The sequence below is a fragment of the Burkholderia sp. WSM2230 genome (genome assembly GCF_000472445.1).
In the GTDB taxonomy this organism is placed as follows: Bacteria; Pseudomonadota; Gammaproteobacteria; order Burkholderiales; family Burkholderiaceae; genus Paraburkholderia.
Genome location: NZ_AXAJ01000009.1, coordinates 124,367 through 146,431 on the forward strand (window position 1 = coordinate 124,367; position 22,065 = coordinate 146,431).

Consider the following 22,065-nt stretch of genomic DNA (forward strand, 5'->3'; position numbering starts at 1 on the left):
GTTAAGCGGTTTGCAGTTGGCTGCCCACCGGCAATTGCCGCAGCCGCTTGCCGGTGGCTGCGAAAATCGCGTTCGTCAGCGCCGGCGCGAGCGCCGCCGTGCCAGGCTCGCCGATGCCGCCCGGCGCCTCGCTGCTCTTCACGATATGCACGTCGATAGGCGGCGTCTGGTCGATGCGCAGCATCCGGTAGTCGGTGAAGTTGTTCTGCTGGACGCGGCCGTCCTTGATGGTGATCTCGCTATAAAGCGCTGCCGTGATGCCGAAGATGATGCCGCCTTGCACCTGCGCCTCGACCGTGTTCGGATTGACCACCATGCCGCAATCCACCGCGCACACCACCCGCTTGACCGCCACCTCGCCCTGCTCCACCGCGACGTCGACGACAATCGCAAAGTAGCTGCCGAACGCGTGCATGACCGACACGCCGCGCCCCTGTCCCTTCGGCAGCGCGCTGCCCCAGTCGGCCGCCTGCGCTGCGGTGTTGAGCACGTTGAGCGCGCGCGGCGTCTTGCCGAGCAGATCGCGCCGGTACTTGACCGGGTCGACCTTGGCCTCGGCCGCGAGTTCGTCGATGAAACTTTCCACCACGAAGGTGCTGCGCGTGGGGCCGACGCCACGCCAGAACGCGGTGGGAATCGCATGCGGTTCCTGACGCACGTAGTCGACGAGCTGGTTCGGCAAGTCGTACGGCAGGTCGGCAGCGACCTCGACGGCGTCCGGATCAAGCCCATTCCTGAACGCGGGCGGCGCGAAGCGCGCGAGGATCGACGAGCCGACAATCCGGTGCTGCCATGCGAGCGGCTTGCCGTTCGCGTCGAGACCGGCGGAGATCCTGTCGTAGTAGTAAGGGCGGTACATGTCGTGCTGAATGTCTTCTTCACGCGTCCACAACACTTTCACGGGCGTCTGCACCTGTTTGGCGATCTTGACCGCCTGCGTGACCATATCGAATTCGAGCCGCCGCCCGAAGCCGCCGCCAATCAGATGGTTGTGCACGACGATCTTGTCGGCGGGCAAGCCGGTGACCGCCATCGCCGCATCGCGCACGCGCGTTGGCACCTGAGAGCCGAGCCAGACTTCGCAGCTGTCGGGCCGCACGTGCACCGTGCAGTTGATCGGCTCCATCGTGGCGTGGGCAAGAAACGGCTGCTGGTAGATCGCATCGACACGCTTCTTCGCGTTCGAAAAAGCCTGCGCCACGTCGCCGTCCTTGCGGGCGACCGCGCCGTTGCGCTGCGACGCATGAGCAAGATCGTCGACGATCTGTTTCATCGAGAGCTTTGCGTCCGCTCCCTCGTTCCACTTGATATCGAGCGCCTGCAATCCGCGTTTGGCGGCCCACGTGTGGTCGCCGATCACCGCGACCGCGTTGTCGATCTTCACGACCTGACGCACGCCCGGAATCTTCTTCGCGTGAGTATCGTCGACGCTCCCGAGCGTGCCGCCGAACACCGGGCAGTTGGCGATGGCCGCGTAGACCATGTCGGGCACGCGCACGTCGAGACCGAAGCGCGCGCTGCCATCCACTTTTTCCGGCGAATCGAGGCGCTTGACCGCCGTGCCGATGATCCTGAAGTCCTTCGGGTTCTTGAGCGGCACGTTCTGCGGCGCGGGCAATTTCGCGGCGGCATCCACCAGTTGACCATAGCCGATGCTACGATTGCTCGCCGCGTGAATGACCTGGCCGTTTTGCGCGTGACAGCTCGCGGCGTCGACCTGCCATTGCTGCGCGGCCGCGTTGATGAGCAGTGTACGGGCCGTCGCGCCGGCCCGGCGCATCGGCTCCCATGCATAGCGGATCGACGTCGAACCCCCGGTGAGCTGGCCGCCGAGCAGCGGGTCCGTGAAGAGCTTTTCGTCCGGCGGCGCGTGGTCGAGCGTGACGGTGTCGAGCGGGACTTCCAGTTCTTCTGCAATCAGCATCGGGATCGACGTATACACGCCCTGGCCCATCTCGACCTTGGGAATCACCAGCGTGACTTTGCCTGCCGTGTCGATCTGGATGAACGCGTTCGGTGCGAACACTCCGCTTTGAGGCGCTTCGTTTGCGTCGCCGCCGATCACCGATTTGCCGGCCTTCTGATCCTGACTGACGGCCGGCACGCTGAAGCCGAGCAGCAGGCCGCCGCCCGCCGCGGCGCCCACGCTCACGCCAAGCTTCAGAAACGTGCGGCGCGACAAGCCGCGTGGTTCATGTGATCCGGCTTGCGGGCGTTTCGTGCCTTTGTGCGCGTCGAGTAATCCTTGCGACATGTCAGACTCCCTTCGCCGCGTGCCTGATCGCCGCGCGGATACGGTTGTAGGTGCCGCAACGGCAGATGTTGCCTGCCATGGCGGCGTCGATGTCCGCATCGCTGGGATTGGGGTTGCTCGCGATCAGCGAAGCCGCCGACATCACCTGGCCCGACTGGCAGTACCCGCATTGCACGACGTCGAGTTGACGCCACGCCTGCTGCACTTTCTGGCCGGCCGGCGTGTTGCCGACTGCCTCGATCGTGGTGATCTTCCTGTCGCCGACCGCCGCCGCCGGCAGCACGCACGAACGCACCGCGACGCCGTCGAGATGCACAGTGCAAGCGCCGCATTGAGCAATGCCGCAACCGAACTTCGTTCCGGTCAAGCCGACGAGATCGCGCAAAACCCATAACAGTGGCATGTCAGGCGGTGCGTCGACGGTATGGGTCTCGCCGTTGATGTTGAACGTTGTCATGAGCGGTTCCTTGTGGGGTTATCTTTATTCGCCTCTTTAGACCAGCACGCCGATCAAAACGCAACGACTTGTCGCGTTTATTCGAGAGTCCGGACTAATACGCAATGCCGATGCGCGGCTCGGAAAACCCGCCGCCGCGCTGCTTCGTTGTGAGGGTGCGGCGATTGTAGCCGTGCGTCAAAAAGTTCGCCTGGAGCGTGCCCGACCTGTTGCGGCAGGCGCCGAACGCGGCTCGCGGCGCGCATTTTTGTTAGCATGGACGCGACCGCACTGACCATCCGAAGGAGACGCATCATGAACGACCAGCAATGCACCCAGTTCCTCTCGGACATCCGCAAGCCGCTGCTCGCGCTGCATAAGGCGATACTCGATCACGAGCGCTCGGCGTATGAAAAAGAGTTCGGCCCGGTCACGCCCGCGGCGTTTCTGCAAGTGTTGATCAACGGCTCTGGGTTCCGCTGGCTGACACCGCTTTCGACGATCATCGCGAACGTCGACGAAATACTCGACGATAAGGAAGCCGATTCCGCCGACCGGCTCGCCGCGGCCGAAGCCATCACCGGCCTCTTTTCCGCCGATCAGCCGAACAACGTTTTCTTGCCGCGTTATCTGCCGCTATTGCAGGCCGACCCGGGCATCCTGCACCTGCACGGGCAGGTATCGCAGGTGCTGCGCGGCGCGCAGACAAAGTAGACCGCTATTCGTCACCGCTCGCTGCCATGACCGACTGGCCACTCCCCGAAAGCTATACGTTCCGCGATCAAACCGTGCGCTTCAACGTGACGGGAACCGGACCGCCGCTCGTACTCGTGCATGGCACGCCGTTCTCATCTTATGTGTGGCATCGCATTGCGCCGCATCTGGCGCAGATTCGCACGGTCCACTATTACGACCTGCTCGGCTATGGTCAGTCGCATATGGGCGACGCTCAGGACGTGTCGCTCGGCGTCCAGAACGTCTTGCTAGCCGAGTTGCTCGCGCATTGGCAATTGAAGAGCCCAGACGTGATCGCGCATGACTTCGGCGGGGCGACTTCGTTGCGCGCGCATCTTATTGACGGTTGCGAATATCGCAGCCTGACGCTGATCGATCCGGTCGCGCTCGCGCCGTGGGGCTCGCCCTTCGTGCAGCATGTGCGTCGCCACGGCGATGCGTTCGCCGGACTGCCGCCCTACATTCATGAAGCCGTGGTGAGCGCATATGTGCGCGGTGCGATCGCGCGTGACATCACAGATAAGGAGCTTGCGCCGTACGTCACGCCATGGCTCGGCGCAACCGGACAAGCGGCGTTTTACCGGCAGATCGCGCAGATGGACCAGCGCTATACCGATGAAGTGGAGCCGCGCTATTCGCAACTGCGCTGTCCGACGCAGATTCTGTGGGGCGAAGAGGATCAGTGGATTCCGCTGGAACGCGGCCGGCGTCTTGCCGGGGTGATTCCCGAGGCGCGTTTTCAGGCCGTGCCGCGCGCGGGGCATCTGATGCAGGAGGACGCGCCGGAGGCCATCGTGGCGGCGGCGCTGAGGTGGCTCGACTGACGCGCGCCGCCGCAGCGTCAGCGTCGTGCGGTTAGCCGCGTCCTTGCGGCAGATAAGGCATCGGATCGACAGGTTTGCCGTCGCGGCGCAATTCGAAGCCGACCGAAACGCGCGAATTGTTTTCGTCGCCCATTTCGGCGATCTGCTGCCCCTGTCGGACAATGTCGCCGGTTTTGACCAGCAGCTTGCGGTTATGCGAGTAGGCGGTCAGAAAGTCCTTGTTGTGCTGCACGATGATGAGACTGCCGTAGCTGTTCAAGCCCGTGCCGGCGTACATGACCTTACCGTCGGCGGCTGCGCGAACCGGGTCGCCTGGCTTGCCGCCGATCTCGATGCCGCGCGTCTCGCCTGGCTGGAACGCTTCGACAACCCGGCCGCCAGCGGGCCACGCAAGCGACAGGCCGTTTGCGCGGCGGGTGGTTTGTTGTGCGACTTCGCGGGCTTCTGCGGCGCCGAGCGTGGCCGTAGCCTGTGCCGCCGGTGCGACCCCCGCCGATCCTGCTGCAGCCACCTCCTGCGCGGCTGACGCATTCGCTCCCGCAGTTGCAGCTTTTGCCGCAGCCGCCGCGGCATTGACCGCCTGTACGGTTTCCGGCGATGCCACGCGCAACACCTGGCCGTTCTTCAATCGCGAGGACGCCTTCAGGCCGTTCCAAGCCTGCAACTCCTTGACGCTGCAATGATGACGCTGCGCGATGCGCGCAAGCGTGTCGCCGCGCTTCACGCGATACACCAGCGGCGGCGCTTTCCTGAGCGGCGCAACTTGAGCCACACCACCCCTGTTCACCGTATTCGCCGACGCCGACATGCCACCCGCGCCTGGCGCATTCGCCGCACTCGCGACCGGTACCCCCGAGGCGGCCGATGCCGCGCCGGTCTGCTCACCCTGCTGCCCCACGTTGGCGCAGCCACTCATTGCAAGCGCGAGCCAGGCGCCGGCGAGGCTCATCACCATTGCCCTGTCGAAACGCTTTCCCATCAAGTTCGACTCCTGCTTGTTTTGTAGGCGGGCCGGACCGCTGCCTTTGCGGCGTTCTCGCGCCTGCCATGCGCGATTCGCCAACGCTGACATGCAGCTTCGCATCGCGAGCGTCTTACGGCCATCACCCTTGCCTTGCCTTGCCGACCGGCCCTGCCGGTTTGATCCGTCGGTGCCTCGCTCGCGCGGCGGCGCACTCGGGCGCACAAGGCAACCACTTTTCCGCGGACGGGGCCAGATTGCGATTATTTCCAGCGGGATTGTAAAGTGGGTTTAACAAAAACGCGGCGCGTCACACAGTCTGATACAAACTTTACGCAGAGCCTTTGGCCGCAGCGTTGTGCGCACAACCATCCGTGAAAGCGCCGGCCGCATGACCCGCGGCATCGACGCCATCTGCTTAACGGCACGCTGGTGCGAGAACTTGAATTGCCGGTTCGAAGAATGCGATAGGCAGCTAGCGGCTAGCTGTAGTACTGACCCGCGTATCTGACGTAACCAACCGGATGATGGGTGAAGTGCAGCACCGGCAGCACGGGGTTGGAGTTGTCGTCGGTGGGATAGGCGCTCGCCTCGGGAATGTATTCGCCTTGCACCTCAATGGGTTGTCCGGCTTGCAGGCCGGGAATTTCCTCGGCGAGCCCTTCGTTGTCGCCGAATCGCACCGCCACGAACACGTCTGTGCCGGCGATATTTTGCGTGCCGCCTTCGAACTTCAACACCTTGTCGATCCTGACGATCAGATGCTGATGATTCGCACCGTGGTGGTTACCCGGACTGGCGAATACCTTGCTGATCGTGCCTTGCACGCAGGCAAGCGGCGCACCGAGCGAATGGACATAGCGATGATGAGGCAGGATCTGCGTCGCGCGATTGCTCATGAAATCTCCGAGAAAGAAGCGAGGCTAAAGACAGCGAGAGGAACAGGCGCATGGAGGCTGCTGCGCGATCGGTTTGAACGGCTTCTTTGGCGGGAGTTCAGCTTGCGCCATTTTCCAGTTGCGCATGCCCGGAGTGTTCGACGGCAATACGAGCACGCTGTTGCCATTCGCGCGATTGAACCGGTTGCACACTTAAGCGTGCCATCGCGGCACTTGCCTCCACGCTTTAGGATTTCTCCGAAGCCTGATTAGGAAATGGACGATAGGTTGGAGAGCGCAAAAAAAATATTCTTAGGCCTCCCTGAGGTGGACCGGCGACGCAACGCCGGGCCCAGCACCTCAACGGAACACCTTCCCTTCAGAATATTTTTGCTTCATCAGCCTGCATGCGGGCGATGAAGAAGTCGAGGCTCAAGTGGATTCTCTTACGTCAGCCAACCGCTTCATGGGCGGTTTTTTCTTTGGCGCGATAGTCGCTACCGTGATCATGGTGCTGCTTTGCGTCAGCGGCGAATTTTCACCCTTCATGGCGAGACTGCATGCGCTTGAGCAGGTCATCGCAACGGCCGTTATTTCACTGCTTATCTCCGATACGAAGCCGCTTCTCTACAAAACCATCTGGCGCGAGCGCCGCAGCAGCTTCATTCTCGACGAAGACCTCACGGCAACGCTGCGCGGCAGAACCTTCGGCATTCCCGCCGGCGTGATGGTCGGCATTCTTGTTCAAAACCTCCTGACTGCTTGAGCATCAGCTCAGGCAGCCGGCGCGCGCTGCCTAGAATTTATGACGGATCGCGGCGCGCACCACCACCTGTTTCGATGTCGATGACGGCGCCTGTGCGCCAGGTATAAACGCCTCATCGAGTATCGAATATGTCGAGTCGCCGGTGACCTGCTGGTATTCGCCCTGAATGTAGACGTCGGTTCGCCTGGACAGGTTGTAATCCGCCATCAATCCAAAAGAGTGGATTTTTGGTTTGACGCCGCCGCTCGACGCATCGTAATTTTCGATCGTATATACGTACTGCGCGCCGATGAACAGCATCGGCGAAATCTGATATTTACCGTTCAGTTCGAAGTTCTGATATTTCAACGAGTTCAGCAACACGCCAGGCGGCACGAGCGGCGCCGTACCGAGATAGCCGTTGCCAGTCGGATTCAGATAGTTGGAATTGCTGTAAACGAAGCCCGCAGTAGCCGGTCCAAAGCTATAAGTAATGCCGCCGCCGAACACGCGCATGCGGGCCGCGACAAAACTGGCGTCGTTGGCCGTAATCGCACCATTCGCGCCATTACCGGGATTATTGGCTTGCAAATAGGCCGCACTCACGAGCAAGCCGCCATACGCGTATTGCCCGCCCACGCTGTACGCGCGGTTATTGCCGAAATTCGTGTCGTTGCTGAAGCTGTAAGTACCGCCGAATCTAAAGCCGCTAATCGACGGGCTTGTGTATTTAACGCTGTTGTCGAGGCGAAACGAATTGTCGGTGTTGTCGTTATCGTAGGGATGAGAGAAAAGCGAACCGGCCCAGTTGCCATTCGCCGTGGTTTGAGCGAGATAATCGACCACTGAATCGTATTGCCGCCCGAACGTCAATACGCCATAGGGCTCCGCGCTCAGGCCGACAAAAGCCTGCCGTCCGAACAGGCGGCCGCCCTGATTCAGTCGCCCTGAACTCACGTCGAAACCATCCTCGAGCTGGAAAATCGCCTTGAGTCCGCCGCCCAGTTCCTCGGCGCCCTTGAGGCCCCAGCGGCTGCCTTGCGCGTAACCGCTTGCCAGCTCGTAGGCGTTTCCGCGGCCGGCGTTGTTCGTGTAGTTGATGCCCTCGTCGAGTACGCCGTACAGCGTAACGCTCGTCTGCGCGGACGCCGGCGCGCTGAAAGCGGCGGACACAGCGGTTGAAACAGCCAGCGCCAACACTTGCCTGTTCATGACGATCCCCCTGCACTCGAGTAAGGGCCTAACTCGATCGGACGCCTTCTTCTTGACTCTATGACAACGCGCTTCTGGAAGCCTGACGCGCTTACGGGAAATCCTCACACGCCGGAACGCGTCCGTCCATTGGGTGTCGCGTGGATATGTCAAAACGTTGCGAAATCTCCACTGTCTTTAAACGCCCATTCCGCTTGCGGTCCGACGTGGCGGGCACTGCCAGTGTGCGGTTCAAAACAGACTTGTCACAGAAAGAAATATAATCGCCCACTTTCGCGGCACCGAAGCGGAACTCCGCCATGCTGCCGGAGTCATTTTTACTGCCTGACGCATGCCTCTGCTTGAGGCCGGCCAGAGCGGCAACGCGAGTCGCAGCCGCCGCGCAGCATCACTCCACTATTCCAAAGCCTTGTGAGACGCCCGACGCGCTAAAAGAGCGCGCCGTCGCACGGGGCTTGCTTTTGGCATAAAAACAATGCAACCGTCGCAATCCCGTTTAATCGAGCTCGACTTTTTTCGTGGACTCGTTCTGCTGATCATCGTGGTGGATCACATCGGCGGCAGTATCCTGTCGCGCGTCACGCTGCACGCGTACGCGCTGTGCGACGCGGCCGAGGTGTTCGTGTTTCTCGGCGGCTTCGCGACCGCCACGGCCTACGCGGCGCTCGCCGAGCGGCGTAGCGAAAGCATCGCGCGCAACCGCTTCCTGCGGCGCTCGCTGGAGATCTACCGTGCATTTCTCGTGACCGCCGGCCTGATGCTGCTCGTGAGCGCGGTTCTGAACGCATTCAGCATCGAGGCGCCGAATCTTGCCATCACCGACCTCGACGATCTGATGGACACGCCCGTTGCCGCCTTGCGCGACATCATGCTGTTCCGTCGTCAGCCCTATCTCGCCTCGGTGCTTCCCATGTATGCGTTCTTCGCGCTGCTAGTGCCAATGATCCTGCCGCTCGCGCGCAGCAAACCCTGGCTGCTGCTCGCGGGCAGCGTCGCGCTGTGGGCGGGCGCGCCGGCCATCGCCGCGTATCTCCCTGCCTCGCCGGATATGCACTGGGACTTCAACCCGTTCGCGTGGCAGTTGCTGTTTGTGCTTGGCGTGCTCGCGCGTTGCCAGCCGGTCTATCAGCGGGTCAGTCAACACCGCCTCGGCTGGCTCGTGACGCTCGCCGCATGCTCGGTCGCGGCGGTCGCGGCTTACTACAAGCTCTTTATCGAACGCGAGGCGCTCGATCCGACCTTCAAGCAGAATCTCTCCTACTTGCGAGCGGTTAATTTCCTGGCCATCGCCTGGCTCGCGGCCAAGCTGATCGAGCTTGGCTGGGCGCGAAAGCTCGCGCAGTCGCTGCCGTTCGTCGGTCTGATCGGGCGCAAGGGCTTGCTGTGCTTTATCGCCGGCGCGGTGATCTCGCTCGTGGTGGACTCTATGCTGTATCACGCCACCGACGGCTACCTGAACTATCCGCTCGGTTTGCTGGCCGACGCATGCGCCGTCAGCGCGCTTGTCGCCGTCGCGTGCGGAATCGAGCCGCTCAAGCGCGTCGTGTTGCGCATGGTCGGCACGCGGCTTCGGACATGGCCTTGAGTTTCTCCTGGTAGACCGGGTCTTCCCGCCCCACCTTGGCCAAACACTCTTTGGATGCTGATAGCATGACGGCCGCGCCTCATCCGGCGTGGCTGCTCCCTACCATGACATGCGTCTATTCCTACATTGCACGCTGGCACTTCTGTGCGCCGTCTGCGGTGCATCGTCGTACGCCAGCACGATAACGAGTCGAAGCTTCCATTCGCCCGCCCTCGGACGGGACTGGTCCTACACGCTTTATCTGCCGACCGGCTATCGTCCCGACGCCGCGCGCATTCCGGTCATCTATCTCCTGCACGGCAACAATGGCGATGCAAACGACTGGATCAGCCGCGGCCATCTGCAGAGCACCCTCGACGCGCTCATCGAGCATCGCGATATTCCACCGCTTGCGGTCGTGATGCCGCAAGGCGGCACCGACTGGTACGTCGACCGCAAGGAAAAGATGGAGACGGCGTTTTTCGAAGATCTGCTGCCTGAGATCGAAACGCACTACGCGGTGTCGACGCAGCGCGCAGGGCGCATGATCGGCGGCGTGTCGATGGGCGGCTTCGGCGCCTTGCGCTATGCAATGACCCAGCCCGAGCGCTTTTGCGGCGCCCTGCTGCTCAGTCCCGCCATTTACGCGAATGAGCCGCCGCGCGGTTCGGCGGCGCGCCGCGTGGGTGTGTTCGGCGAACGTCAGTTCGACCCGCGCATCTGGCATGAGCTGAACTACCCGGCGCAGTGGGAGCGGTATATGAGCCGGCCGTATCGCGTGCCGATGTTCATCGCCGCCGGGGACGACGACCTCGCCATCCAGGCCGACGCGTCCCTGCTTTACACGCAGCTTCGCCTGGCGGGCAATCCGGCGGCGCTGCGCATTATCGACGGCGGTCATACTTGGGAGGTGTGGAGCGCGCTGCTGCCGGGCGCGCTCAAATACACGCTCGGCTGCACCAGGCTGCCGGCACAGGAACATCCGTCGAACCAGCAGCCCTGAGCGAGCGCCGCGCACCGCAACCACGCGCGTGCAACTATTGCACGAGGTCGGTCCACAGCACCATCAGCACCGTCATCAGCGCGGGGCCGATAAAGAGGCCGAGCAGCCCGAAGGTCTCCGCGCCGCCGAGAATGCCGAACAGCACGAGCAGGAAAGGCAGGCGCGTGGAATTGCCGATCAGCACCGGCCGCACGAAATGCTCGGCAACGAATACGACGATCGAACCGAACACAAGAAGACCGATTGCGCCCGCCACGGATCCCTGCGAGAACAACCACAACGCTGCCAGACTGAAAGTAATTGGCGCGCAGAACGGCAGCATCGCGGCAATCGCGGTGATGAACGCAAGCAGCGCGACGTGCGGCAAGCCCGTTACGAAATAGGCGACGCCGAGCAACGCGCCCTCGCCGAGTCCAACCACCACCAGGCCCGATACCGTGCCGCGCACGGCTGTGGCCATCCGTTGCACGAGCTGCGCGCCGTCTTCTCCGAAACCGCGCTGCAAACCTCTCGCGAGGGCGCCCGACAGACGCGGCCCCGCCTGGAAGATCACGAACAGGGTCACCAGCATGAACGCGAACACGGTCACCGCATGCACGGCGCGCGCGCCGAAGTGCCGCCCTAGCGTGACGACCGCGGTGCTGTGCAAGCCCTTCATCGCAGCCGAATCGCGCAAGGGCGGCGCGAGATAGGCTTGCCACCACGCCTCGGCCTGCTGCACGCCGAACGGCAAACGGTGGATGAAGTCCGGCATCGCAATGCCGTTCTCCTGCGCGGCCTTGAACCACTCGGTGAGATCATGTGCTTCGCGCAACGCCTGCGCGATGCCGATGCCCACCGGCAGCACAACCAGCAACGCAATCGCCAGCGTCAGCAAGGCAGCGATCAACGTGGTGCGCCCGGTCAGCCAGCGGCTGCCTTCGACCTTGCGCAGCAACGGCCATAGCGCGATCGCCAGCACGGCCGCCCATCCGACGACGGGAAGGAAATCGCGCACCACCCACAACGCCAGCAGCACGAGTCCAATATAAAGCACGAGCGAAGCGGCCTTCTGCTTCCTGGCACGCTCGGGCGTGAGGAGCGACTGCGTGGGATGTGTCGATTCTGGCTCAGCAACGGGTGGACGTGAATTCATGTGGACTCGAGTGAAAATGCCGGTATGTGCGCGAGCCGACCCGAAAACAGCAAACCCGTTAGACTGGCGGGACGCGCTCATACAACGATCACTACATCTTAAAGGAAGCGCGCGCGGAACCTCTGCGGCTCGATTCCGCTGTCTCACCAGTTACAACACTGCGTTGCAAAAAGCGCTCTTATCCCATTTTCATGAAAGGCGCGCTCCCGCGAGGCCCGCCGATTCAAGGTTCGTAAAAGTCAAGTTTAATTGTTGCTAATCGGGGAACAGTGTTTCAACGGCGACACAATGGCTCTGAAGCCCGCGCGGGACTAAATTCGGCACACCACAAATACGGAGCCGACGATGATGACCCTGGAGTCCATCCCCCTTGACGGTACCAACGGCGTACGCATCGAGATTCTCGAGCGCTCCGACACGACGCTGGTGATCCGCTGGGTCGAGCCAGGACGATGTCATTACGGCGAGCAGCGCTGGCGGCGCAGATCGGCGCATACATCCGGAACATGCGCGGTGTCGCGTCGCAAGATCCGGCGTGGCGACGCGGTGTTCAAACCGGCTGAGCGCCCGGCGCCGTCCAACGCCTCGGCGATGATCTGCGCAGAAATTCTCGGCGCGCTGCCTGCCGAAGCCTGAATTCGCCGTCGTTCTGCCCACTCTTATGTGCTTTGCGACCAGGTTCGTGACACCGCCTGGCGCACAAGACCCACCCGATTGCGGCCCTTCGTCACGTGCGTTAAGGTGGACCTGCTTGCGTCACATCATCCTGCCGGCTCGACGCCCGGCGGTAAAGTGACGCGCATCTCCACCCATCGCGCCGTGCGCGGCACGGCGCCGTTTGAGGGCACACCATGGCAGAAGACACGCCGCACACGTCGGCCCGGCCGGACACTCGCGCGGCAAGCGCGCCCCCCGCTCCGCTAGTCGCTCCCCAGCAGTTTTCCACCGACGTTCTGCTCGAAAAGTACGCGAAAGGCGACGAACAATCCGCCGACGACGTCTTCAAGCGCGTCGCGCACGGCGTCGCCGAGGCGGAACCGGCGGCGCTGCGCGAATCGGTTCAAGCGCTTTTCGTCGACAATCTGCGGCACGGCGCGCTCGGCGCGGGCCGCATCATGAGCGCCGCGGGCAGCGGAATCGCCGCCACGCTGATCAACTGTTTCGTGCAGCCGGTCGGCGACGCGATCCAGGGCGTGGACGAACAGGGGCTGCCCGGCATCTACGTCGCGCTGCTGCAGGCGGCGGAAACGATGCGGCGCGGCGGCGGTGTCGGCTACAACTTCTCCGCGATCCGGCCCAAGGGCGCGCGCGTTCATACCACGAGTTCGTCGGCGTCCGGACCGTGCAGCTATATGGACGTGTTCGACGCGTCGTGCCGCACCGTGGAAAGCGCCGGGTCGCGGCGCGGCGCGCAGATGGCCGTGCTCGACTGCGATCATCCGGACCTGCTCGAATTCATCGAAGCCAAGCATTCGAAGGGACGCTGGAACAACTTCAACGTGTCCGTCGGCGTAACCGACGAATTCATGCGCGCGGTCGAGGAAGACCAGCCGTGGCAACTCGTGCATCGCGCGGAACCATCGCCGGCGCTGCGCGCGGCCGGCGACGTCAGACAGCGCGACGACGGCATGTGGGTCTACAGCGAGCGGCCGGCGCGCGAGATCTGGGACCGCATCATGCGCTCCACTTACGACGTCGCCGAGCCGGGCATCGTCTTCATTTCGCGGATGAACGAGGACAACAACCTGCGCGCCGTCGAAACCATTCGCGCGACCAATCCATGCGGCGAACAGCCGTTGCCCGCCTACGGCTGCTGCAACCTCGGGCCACTCAATCTCACGCGTTTCGTGCTCGATCCGTTCGCGCAACTGAAAGGCCGCAAGCCCTCATTCGATTGGGACGGCCTCGCCCAACGCACGCGCACACAAGTGCGTTTTCTCGACAACGTGCTCGACGTCACGCTGTGGCCGCTGCCGCAGCAATACGAGGAATCGCGCGCGAAGCGCCGCATCGGCGTGGGCTTTACGGGGCTCGGCGATACGCTCGTGATGCTCGGCCTGCGCTACAACTCGCAGGAAGGCCGCGACTTTGCCGTGCGTATTGCGCGGCTGATGCGCGACGAGGCGTATCGCGCGTCGGTGGAGCTCGCGAAGGAGCGCGGCGCGTTTCCTCTTTTCGATGCCGCACGCTACCTCGAAGCCGGCACCTTCGCGTCGCGCCTGCCCGAGGATCTGAAGGAAGCCATTCGCCGCGACGGCATTCGCAACAGCCACCTTCTGTCTATCGCGCCGACGGGCACAGTGAGTCTCGCGTTCGCGGACAACGCTTCGAACGGCATCGAGCCGGCCTTCTCCTGGACCTACAAGCGCATGAAGGTCATGGCCGATGGCAGCCGCGAATCGTTCGATGTCGAAGACTACGCGTACCGGCTCTATCGCGAACTGGGCGGCGACGTGAGCCGGCTGCCGGACTATTTCGTCAGTGCGCTCGAAATGTCCGCGCGCGATCATCTGGACATGATGGCGGCGGTTCAGCCTTACGTGGACACGTCGATCTCGAAGACGGTGAACGTGCCCGCCGACTACCCGTTCGAAGCCTTCGAAAGCCTCTATTTCGATGCGTGGAAAAGCGGCCTCAAGGGACTCGCCACCTATCGCCCGAACGAAACGCTCGGCGCAGTGCTGAGCGTGAGCGCGGCGCAGAGCGACGACACGCTGGCCGAAAGCGACCTGGATCCACTGCGTATCGCGATCGATCATCGTCCCAGGGGCGAGTTGCCGGCGATCATCGAGAAGGTCGAGTATCTGACGCAAGCCGGCAAGAAATCGCTGTACGTGGCGGTGTCGTTCATCGAAGTGACGGGGCGCCTGGGCGGTGAAGATGTGACCATCGAGCGGCCTATCGAGTTCTTCATTCCGACCGGTCAGCGCGACGAATCGCAGCAATGGATCACGGCGACCATGCGTTCTCTGTCGCTCGCCGCGCGCGGCGGTTTCGTCGCGCGCAATCTGCAGGACATGCGCAAAGTGTCGTGGGACCGAGGACAGGTGCGGCTCGGCGAGGTGCAGCGTCTGGATGGTCACCGCACGCCGCGCTGGCACGATTCGGAAGTGGCCGCGCTCGCCTTTGCAATCCAGCAAATCCTGCACCGCCGCGGCTTTCTCGACGCCGAGGGCAATCAGGTTCCGTCGCGCCTGCTCGCCCGCTTGCCGCGCGGACAGATGAAAGTGGAAACGGCATTGCCCGCGGACTTCGGCATTCGTCCGCATCAAGCCGACGCGCAGACGCCTGAACTGACACAGCCTGGCATGGTGCCGGGACTGCATACGATGCTCGGACGCAAATGCGGATCGTGCGGCGCCAACGCCGTGATCCGCAAGGACGGCTGCGACTTCTGCACGGCCTGCGGCGAGGTGGGTGCTTGCGGCTGAGTTAGCCAACTGAGGCTTGGACAGCGGGCGGCTGCGGCACGCCATCACTACATACTCAATGAGCGCACGTTGAACCGGGCCGCGCGCGCTTCGGCCCTCTGCTACACCGCCGTCACGTAGCGCGCGACCGGCTTCACGATACGCGGCGGCGGCGAGTCGTAGATTGCGCGCATCCGCTTGACTTCATCCACGGGACTCAGACCGAAAAGACGCTTGAATTCGCGGCTGAATTGCGACGCGCTTTCGTAACCCACTCGCGCCGCGGCCGCGCCGGCGTTCAAACCGTCCTGCACCATCAGCAAGCGCGCGTGATGCAAACGCGTGGTCTTCACATACTGCATCGGCGAGGTTGCGGTCACCGCCTTGAATTGCGCGTGAAAAACGGCGAGGCTCATGCCGGCTTCGGAGGCGAGCGTGTCGACATCGAGCTGGCCGTGATAGTCCGCATGAATGCGGCGCAGTGCTTTGGCAACGCGTCCAAAATGATTCTGATGCGAGAGCGCCGCGCGAATCGCGTCGCCCTGCTCGCCGGTCAGCACGCGATAACAGATTTCGCGCACGATGCCGGGCGCGAGAATGCGCGCGTCGAGCGGCGACACCAGCGCATCGAGCAAGCGCTGCACCGCGCTGCTCAACGCGGAATCGAGCGGCGTGGAGTAAATGCCGAGTGGTTCGTTGCGTGCAGCGCCCTGCGTTTCGTTGAGCGCCATCAGCAGTTCCGCGACCATCGCCAGATCGACCCGAATGGAGATGCCAAGGAACGGCTCTTCCGTGCTCGCCTCGGTCTCGCATTCGAACGGCAGCGGCACGGACAGTACCAGGTATTGCTGCGCGTCGTACTCGAACACCTGGTCGCCGAGATAACCCCGCTTGCGGCCCTGACACACGATCACAATGCTCGGCTCGTACATGACCGGCATGCGCGGCAACGGACTGTTCGCACGCATCAGGTTGACGCCTTCGAGGCTCGAACGCGTCATGCCCGGCTTGGGCGCGAGCATGTCGAACACTTCTATCAGGCGCTGCTGTGCGGCGTCGGCAGCAGGAACTTCGGTAGACGACAATGAGGATCCGGACAAGCGCGGCGACATGACGATATAGTGACGTGCAAGAGAATAATGCCTGAAATTTAGCATCAAACTCGCTTCTGCGCTGCGCTCCAGGAGTTTTAGGCAAACCTTCAAGATATTCAGGTATTCACTGGCCCGCTGCGGGCTTCTACCATGGGAACCCTGCCTGCATGACCTCTTCCGCGCGTGCGCGGCGTGTGGTCGGCAGTTCATGTTCGATGAGTTCGCCCTCGCGGCCGGCGTCGCGATTTGCGCGTGCGTCCGGCGCTGCGATCCAGGCGTCGAATCGCAAACAACGGCAAGGTTGGCCGCACCGGCGACACGCGTCGCCCATCGTCGGCGCCTTGCGACATCACCCTCTTTGCTGGAGCTATCCATGAGCACGACGTATGCCTATGCTGCGACCGACGCCAGCGCGCCGCTCGCCCCGTTCGAAATCCAGCGCCGCGCATTGCGCGCGCACGATGTGCAGATGGAAGTGTTGTTTTGCGGTGTGTGTCACTCCGACCTGCATCAGGCCCGCAACGAATGGAAGAACACGATGTATCCCGTGGTGCCGGGCCATGAAATCGTCGGCCGCGTGACTGCCGTGGGCCCGGATGTGACGAAGTACAAGGTAGGCGACCTGGTCGGCGTGGGCTGCCTCGTCGATTCATGCCGTACTTGCGCGAGCTGCGCGGAAGGCCTGGAGCAGTATTGCGAGAACGGTTTTGTCGGCACGTACAACGGCGTTGACCGCGTCGACGGACAGATCACCTACGGCGGTTATTCGACGCAGCTCGTCGTCGACGAGGAATTCACGCTGCGTGTGCCGCAAAATCTCGATCCGGCTGGCGTCGCACCGTTGCTGTGCGCGGGCATCACAACGTATTCGCCGCTGCGCACGTGGGGCGCCGGTCCTGGCAAGAAGGTCGGCATTGTGGGTCTCGGCGGACTCGGCCATATGGGTGTGAAGCTGGCGCGCGCAATGGGCGCGCATGTGGTGTTGTTTACCACGTCACCCTCGAAGATCGAGGACGCGAAACGGCTCGGCGCGCACGAGGTGGTGATTTCGAAGAACCCGGAAGAGATGGAAGCGCATGCGAACAGTTTCGATCTGATCGTGAATACGGTGGCTGCGCCACACGACCTGAATCCGTTCCTGAACCTGCTGAAGCGCGATGGAACGATGACGCTGGTGGGCGCGCCCGAGCACGATCATCCGTCGCCGCAAGTCTTCAACCTGATTTTCAAGCGTCGCCGGCTGGCTGGTTCGCTGATTGGCGGCATTGCCGAGACGCAGGAGATGCTGGACTTCTGCGGCGAGCATGGAATTACTTCGGATATCGAAGTGATTCCGATGCAGAAGATCAATGAGGCTTATGAGCGGATGTTGAAGAGCGATGTGAAGTATCGGTTTGTGATTGATCTGGACTCTTTGCGGAAGTGATTTTGGGGTTTGGGCCTGCGGCGGGTTTTGTTTAAGCCCCTTGGCCTTTCCTTGAATTTCGCGTGGTTTTGGGGAAAGAGAGGCCCAAATGCTAGACCGAATAACCGCAATGCGCACCTTCATCCGGATAGTGGACACCAACAGCTTCACCCGCGCGGCGGAATCCCTGAACATTCCGCGCGCGACGGCGACCACTATCGTCCAGAACCTGGAAGCCCTGCTCGGCATCCAACTCCTCGTCCGCACAACACGGCGTATCAGCGTCACGCCCGAAGGCGCCGCCTACTACGAGCGTTGCGCGCAAATCCTCGCCGACATAGACGAGATGGAGGCGAGCATCCGTCATGCGACCGATAACCTCACTGGCCGCCTGCGCATCGAAATGCCCGGCTCGGTAGCAAGCGCGATCGTCCTGCCCGCTCTCGACGACTTTCACATGCGCTATCCGAACCTCGATCTGGCCATCGGCGTCAGCAATCGCATGGTCGATCTGGTCTCCGAAGCAATCGACTGCAGTATCCAGCTCGGCGAACTGCCCGATTCGACGCTGGTGGCGCGGCAGTTGGGCACGCTCGAGCACGTCACCTGCGCAAGCCCGGCCTACCTCGCGCGCTACGGCACGCCTACGGATCTCGACGATTTGCGCGGCCACGTCGCCGTCAATTGCATGTCGCCGCACAACGGCCGCGAAGTCGCGTTCGATTTCGAAGTGGACGGCGAAGCGCAAAGCGTCAAGGTCAACGGCTATATCAAGGTCAGCGACGAGCAGGCATATCTGACTTGCGGACTACAAGGCCACGGTCTGATCCAACCCGCGCGAATCGCCGCGCAGCCTTATCTGGACTCGGGACAATTGCGCGAAGTACTGCCGCAATGGAAGCCCGTGCCAATGCCGGTGTCCGTCGCTTATCTGAAGAACCGCCGCGTGTCGCCGCGCGTGCGTGCTTTCGTCGACTGGCTCGCAGAACTGTTCGAAAAGGCCGAGCACGTCGATCAGGATCTCTCGCGCGTGCGCCAGCTGCTGCGTGGCCTGCATCCCGCCTGAAGCGCATGCGCTGCAGGCACGCAGCACGATTAGCGCATCAGCCCGGAACCGGCACTGGGCGCGTCAGCAAGTCCACGTAAAAATTGAAGAAGTCCTGATTGTCAAAGCGCTTGACGATCGTCATCTTCTGCAAACCGGCCGGAGGAGAACTTGTATAGCCGGTAGCCTTTCCATCATTGGCACCGAAGCTCGTGTCGACATCCACCCACTCGTCCACCGTTTGCGTCGCAAATGAAGGGTGGATCAGATAGCCGAGCGTCAGTGTGTCCCAGATGTTCGTGGTGTAGTTCGGATTCGTTTCGAAGCCGTTCTTCCCGTCGAAACCATAGCCGTTCAACGTCTTGAACAACTGGGTGATGATGGTCTGCTTAGTCGGGTCGTGCGCGATACGGTCGTAAAGCGCTTTATCCATCTTCACGGTATCGGTTACGTCGAGAGGAACGACGACCTGCCTGATCGGCAAACGCAACACCTCTTTTGCCGCCTCGGGATCGAACCACCAGTTGAATTCCGCCGTTGGCGTAGTGTTGCCCGGCACGTCGATCGCGCCTCCCATATATACGATCTGCCTGATCAACGGCACGATCTCGGGATGCTGACGCGTGGCAAGCGCGATGTTGGTCAATGGCCCGATGGCCAGGATCGTCACTTCGCCGGGATTCTGCTTCACTGAATCGACAATGAAATCCACTGCGCTTTTGGTCTGCACTTTCGTGTGCGTCGCAAAACCGTCGGGTGGTGCGACGAGATCGCTGTCGGACTTCGGCTCCGGCGTTCCCCACGCGCCGAGATAACCGTCGCCGCCGGGGAATTGGGCCATTTCGGCCTGGATGGTGGCGAAATCATGCGACAGCGCGTAATTCGCGCCTGCATAAATGCCGATCTGCTTTTCGACGCCAAGCCGCTCCACAGATTTCAATGCATCCGCGACGCCCTGCTTCAACCACTGATTGCCGGACACCACGGTAATGCCGAGTACCTTCAACGATCCCTGCGCCTGTAATTGCGCCGCCATGACGCCGAGCTGGCCGTCGTCGCTCAGCGTGTTGTAGTCGCTGTCGATAATGACTTTCGGGGGATTGGGAGGATTCAGATTGCTGCCGCCGCATGCCGCAATTGCAAGAACAGTCACGATGCTTGCTACGTACCTCAACGCCACGAGAAACCGCTTCATTGATGTCTCCTTTTCTATCGCATCGGTGTGCGACTAAGGAGAGTCATCATAGACGCAAAGGCGGCGAAATCAAACCGGAGCGCCGCTCTCGCGCCGCGCACCGCACGAGCCTCGTCAACAGCGCAGCAGTGAACCGCCCGCGCGGCGGTTCGATCAGGGCTGACGCGTTTGCGGCGAGGAGCCCGGGCACGCGGGGTCTTTGCCCCAATGACCGTCGCACACGCGCCAGCGGCACAACTGGTCTTCGAAAAATCCTCGCTGCCCGCACTCTTTCACGCGCTCGGCGAGCTTCGCGTTGCCGGGCACGGCCGCGGTTGCGACCCTCGTCGCCGGATTGCTGCTGCCGCCCTTTGTCTCGGCGGGCTTGGTGCGTGCAACGAGCGCAGCCAATAGATCGGCGTCCGAATCATCTTTTGACGACGCGTCCGGTTTCGCTTTCTTCGATTGAGCGGAGGCAGTCGTCGTACCCGAACGATGATTGCTCGCGGTTGCCGTCGCGTTTTCCTTCTTGCTGCGCGCTGCAGCTTCGTGCTTGCTCCTGCTCGCGACAGCCGAACTCTTGTCGTGCCTGACCGCCGACGCCGCCCGCGTTGCCGCCGAGTTCGATGCACCCGCTGCGCCCGAGGCACCGGCGGAAGCGACCGCAGCAACCGGCGTGGACGCACTGCCCGGCTCCGCGCCGCCGGCAAGCGCGCGCGACAGGCGGCTTTCCGCTGTGCCCGCCGATGCAGGCGATGCGGCAGCAGCCTTGCTCTCGCTTTCGTCGGTGATGATCGTTGCGGCTTGCGACGAGGCAGGCTCCGCTGCCTGCGCATTCGCGCCAACCTGCGCCGCCGCGCTAGCAGCCGACGCCGGGACCGCCGCCTTTGCGATGGTCACGGCGCTCGCCGGCACAGCCGCAGCCAGCGGCTCATTCTGCCCGCGCTGCTGCATACGCCAGGCGCCCCAACCGCCTGCTGCAATCACCAGCAATGCGACAAGCGCCAGCGGCGTTCTGGAGCGTCGTGGTTTATCGGCAGGCGACGCGACGCGGCCCTCCAGATTCGCAAGAATTCGCGAACCATTGCCGTCGGCGCCTTTAGCCTTATCGGATAACAGGCTTGGCGGGACTTTAGAATTCGAATTTTCCGGCGCACTCATTCACTGTCTCATTGAATCCTGGATTATTTCGCCGTGATAATACCGCTCCGACTCCTCTCCGAGCAGGCCTGATTCTAAGAGCAAGCATTACAAAATACAATTGTTTCCAATTTCCGGGGTCGCCCTTGATTGCCGTAGTACTTCTTGCCTATTTCGCCATCGCAGTCCTCATCGCCGCAATGCTGCTTTTGCCGGCGGTGCGCACTTCTTTATTAGGTGCCGCGCAAACCATTCATGGCCGCGTTATGCGCCGGGCATCGCGCGGTGCATCGCACGCGCGCAGTCAATTAGCACGTTCGGCAAGAATTTCGCAAACTATCGTGGTGGATATGAAAAAATTACTGGCGCGCCGGCGCTTGCTGATTTTTACCACCACAGGTATTCTTGCGACGCCGCCATTGGTGGCATTGGGATTACGCGGCCGTCAGTTATTTCAATTCGACGAAACCGCCCGGGTGCCGGACGAGAAAATTGCAGCGTTATTGAACGGCGAACAGCTCGTGCCCCCGCCGCCGCTGCCGCCGGAGGTGTTTGCCACGCGGGAAGTCGAGCAGGTCCGGCCGGCGCTAAAAGACGCGAGCCGCGACTGGAATTTGCTGGATGCCGATTTTCGAACGCGTTTGCTGCTCGTCTATAAAATCATGCACGAGCAGTACGGGTACGAAATGGCCTTGCTGGAAGGTTATCGCAGTCCGGAGCGGCAAAACCGGCTCGCGCAAATTGGGAGCAATGTCACCAATGCCGCTGCGTTTCAAAGCTATCACCAATACGGTCTCGCGGCGGACAATGCCTTTCTGCGCGACGGCAAGCTCGTCATTTCAGAAAAAGATCCTTGGGCCATGCGGGGCTATCAGTTATACGGACAAACAGCCGAACAAATCGGCCTGACATGGGGCGGCCGCTGGAAAATGATGGATCTCGGGCACGTCGAATATCACAAACCCGGCTTCGTCCTCGGGCGGGGGCATTAAGGGCACAGCGGCACAAGAGGTTTGGAAATGGGGCATTCAATCAATATTTCTGGCAAAA

General features: G+C 62.2%; 19 protein-coding genes. 10 read left to right on the forward strand and 9 right to left on the reverse strand.

Features of this window, described 5'->3' with window-relative positions; all coding sequences use genetic code 11:
- Window position 1: 1 nt before the first annotated feature.
- Window positions 2-2,254 carry a xanthine dehydrogenase family protein molybdopterin-binding subunit gene (locus A3AC_RS0118655; RefSeq protein ID WP_025600747.1) on the reverse strand — a complete coding sequence of 751 codons (2,253 nt, stop codon included), beginning with the start codon at window positions 2,252-2,254 and terminating at the stop codon, window positions 2-4.
- Window position 2,255: 1 nt separating this feature from the next.
- On the reverse strand, window positions 2,256-2,711 hold the full coding sequence (locus tag A3AC_RS0118660; RefSeq protein WP_025600748.1) for a (2Fe-2S)-binding protein: 456 nt from the start codon (window positions 2,709-2,711) through the stop codon (window positions 2,256-2,258).
- A gap of 294 nt (window positions 2,712-3,005) precedes the next feature.
- On the opposite strand from A3AC_RS0118660, the gene A3AC_RS0118670 reads away from it, so the two are divergent.
- Entirely contained in the window at window positions 3,006-3,404 is a 399-nt protein-coding gene (locus A3AC_RS0118670; RefSeq protein WP_025600750.1) for a hypothetical protein, read from the forward strand.
- Between the two features lie 26 nt (window positions 3,405-3,430).
- Window positions 3,431-4,249 carry an alpha/beta fold hydrolase gene (locus A3AC_RS0118675; RefSeq protein WP_025600751.1) on the forward strand — a complete coding sequence of 273 codons (819 nt, stop codon included), beginning with the start codon at window positions 3,431-3,433 and terminating at the stop codon, window positions 4,247-4,249.
- Window positions 4,250-4,280: 31 nt separating this feature from the next.
- On the opposite strand, the gene A3AC_RS0118680 is transcribed toward A3AC_RS0118675, so the two are convergent.
- Window positions 4,281-5,228 (reverse strand): M23 family metallopeptidase, encoded by a 948-nt coding sequence (locus A3AC_RS0118680; RefSeq protein WP_025600752.1) that lies wholly within the window; start codon window positions 5,226-5,228, stop codon window positions 4,281-4,283.
- A 464-nt stretch (window positions 5,229-5,692) separates the two neighbouring features.
- Window positions 5,693-6,109, reverse strand: coding sequence for a hypothetical protein (locus tag A3AC_RS0118685; RefSeq protein WP_025600754.1), 417 nt, complete (start codon window positions 6,107-6,109; stop codon window positions 5,693-5,695).
- Window positions 6,110-6,596: 487 nt separating this feature from the next.
- Between A3AC_RS0118685 and A3AC_RS0118690 the strand changes: the two genes are divergently transcribed.
- Complete coding sequence (locus A3AC_RS0118690) at window positions 6,597-6,854, forward strand: hypothetical protein (protein WP_232231964.1); 258 nt, start codon at window positions 6,597-6,599, stop codon at window positions 6,852-6,854.
- A 30-nt stretch (window positions 6,855-6,884) separates the two neighbouring features.
- Here the strand turns inward: A3AC_RS0118690 and A3AC_RS0118695 are convergent, their stop codons facing one another.
- Entirely contained in the window at window positions 6,885-8,045 is a 1,161-nt protein-coding gene (locus tag A3AC_RS0118695) for a porin (protein ID WP_025600756.1), read from the reverse strand.
- Between the two features lie 475 nt (window positions 8,046-8,520).
- Between A3AC_RS0118695 and A3AC_RS0118700 the strand changes: the two genes are divergently transcribed.
- A complete protein-coding gene (locus A3AC_RS0118700; RefSeq protein ID WP_025600758.1) occupies window positions 8,521-9,630 on the forward strand; it encodes an OpgC domain-containing protein in 1,110 nt (369 codons plus the stop codon).
- Between the two features lie 109 nt (window positions 9,631-9,739).
- Window positions 9,740-10,612, forward strand: coding sequence for an alpha/beta hydrolase (locus A3AC_RS0118705; RefSeq protein ID WP_025600759.1), 873 nt, complete (start codon window positions 9,740-9,742; stop codon window positions 10,610-10,612).
- 34 nt (window positions 10,613-10,646) lie between these two features.
- Here the strand turns inward: A3AC_RS0118705 and A3AC_RS0118710 are convergent, their stop codons facing one another.
- Entirely contained in the window at window positions 10,647-11,747 is a 1,101-nt protein-coding gene (locus A3AC_RS0118710) for an AI-2E family transporter (RefSeq protein ID WP_025600760.1), read from the reverse strand.
- A gap of 348 nt (window positions 11,748-12,095) precedes the next feature.
- Here A3AC_RS0118710 and A3AC_RS0118715 point away from each other — a divergent pair, with 348 nt between their 5' ends.
- Both A3AC_RS0118715 and A3AC_RS0118720 read left to right on the forward strand, forming a co-directional pair.
- The gene (locus A3AC_RS0118715) at window positions 12,096-12,383 is read left to right on the forward strand and encodes a DUF3331 domain-containing protein (RefSeq protein WP_025600761.1); all 288 of its coding nucleotides are present in this window, start codon (window positions 12,096-12,098) and stop codon (window positions 12,381-12,383) included.
- 215 nt (window positions 12,384-12,598) lie between these two features.
- A complete protein-coding gene (locus A3AC_RS0118720) occupies window positions 12,599-15,178 on the forward strand; it encodes an adenosylcobalamin-dependent ribonucleoside-diphosphate reductase (RefSeq protein ID WP_025600762.1) in 2,580 nt (859 codons plus the stop codon).
- A 101-nt stretch (window positions 15,179-15,279) separates the two neighbouring features.
- Here the strand turns inward: A3AC_RS0118720 and A3AC_RS0118725 are convergent, their stop codons facing one another.
- Window positions 15,280-16,269 (reverse strand): AraC family transcriptional regulator, encoded by a 990-nt coding sequence (locus tag A3AC_RS0118725; protein WP_025600764.1) that lies wholly within the window; start codon window positions 16,267-16,269, stop codon window positions 15,280-15,282.
- A 355-nt stretch (window positions 16,270-16,624) separates the two neighbouring features.
- Here A3AC_RS0118725 and A3AC_RS0118735 point away from each other — a divergent pair, with 355 nt between their 5' ends.
- Both A3AC_RS0118735 and A3AC_RS0118740 read left to right on the forward strand, forming a co-directional pair.
- Window positions 16,625-17,677 carry an NAD(P)-dependent alcohol dehydrogenase gene (locus A3AC_RS0118735; RefSeq protein WP_025600766.1) on the forward strand — a complete coding sequence of 351 codons (1,053 nt, stop codon included), beginning with the start codon at window positions 16,625-16,627 and terminating at the stop codon, window positions 17,675-17,677.
- A gap of 88 nt (window positions 17,678-17,765) precedes the next feature.
- On the forward strand, window positions 17,766-18,722 hold the full coding sequence (locus A3AC_RS0118740) for a LysR family transcriptional regulator (protein WP_025600767.1): 957 nt from the start codon (window positions 17,766-17,768) through the stop codon (window positions 18,720-18,722).
- A 37-nt stretch (window positions 18,723-18,759) separates the two neighbouring features.
- On the opposite strand, the gene A3AC_RS0118745 is transcribed toward A3AC_RS0118740, so the two are convergent.
- Window positions 18,760-19,896, reverse strand: coding sequence for a nucleoside hydrolase (locus A3AC_RS0118745; RefSeq protein ID WP_025600769.1), 1,137 nt, complete (start codon window positions 19,894-19,896; stop codon window positions 18,760-18,762).
- Window positions 19,897-20,049: 153 nt separating this feature from the next.
- A complete protein-coding gene (locus A3AC_RS0118750) occupies window positions 20,050-21,036 on the reverse strand; it encodes a hypothetical protein (RefSeq protein ID WP_025600771.1) in 987 nt (328 codons plus the stop codon).
- A 125-nt stretch (window positions 21,037-21,161) separates the two neighbouring features.
- Here A3AC_RS0118750 and A3AC_RS0118755 point away from each other — a divergent pair, with 125 nt between their 5' ends.
- Complete coding sequence (locus A3AC_RS0118755) at window positions 21,162-22,007, forward strand: M15 family metallopeptidase (RefSeq protein WP_025600772.1); 846 nt, start codon at window positions 21,162-21,164, stop codon at window positions 22,005-22,007.
- Window positions 22,008-22,065: the final 58 nt, after the last annotated feature.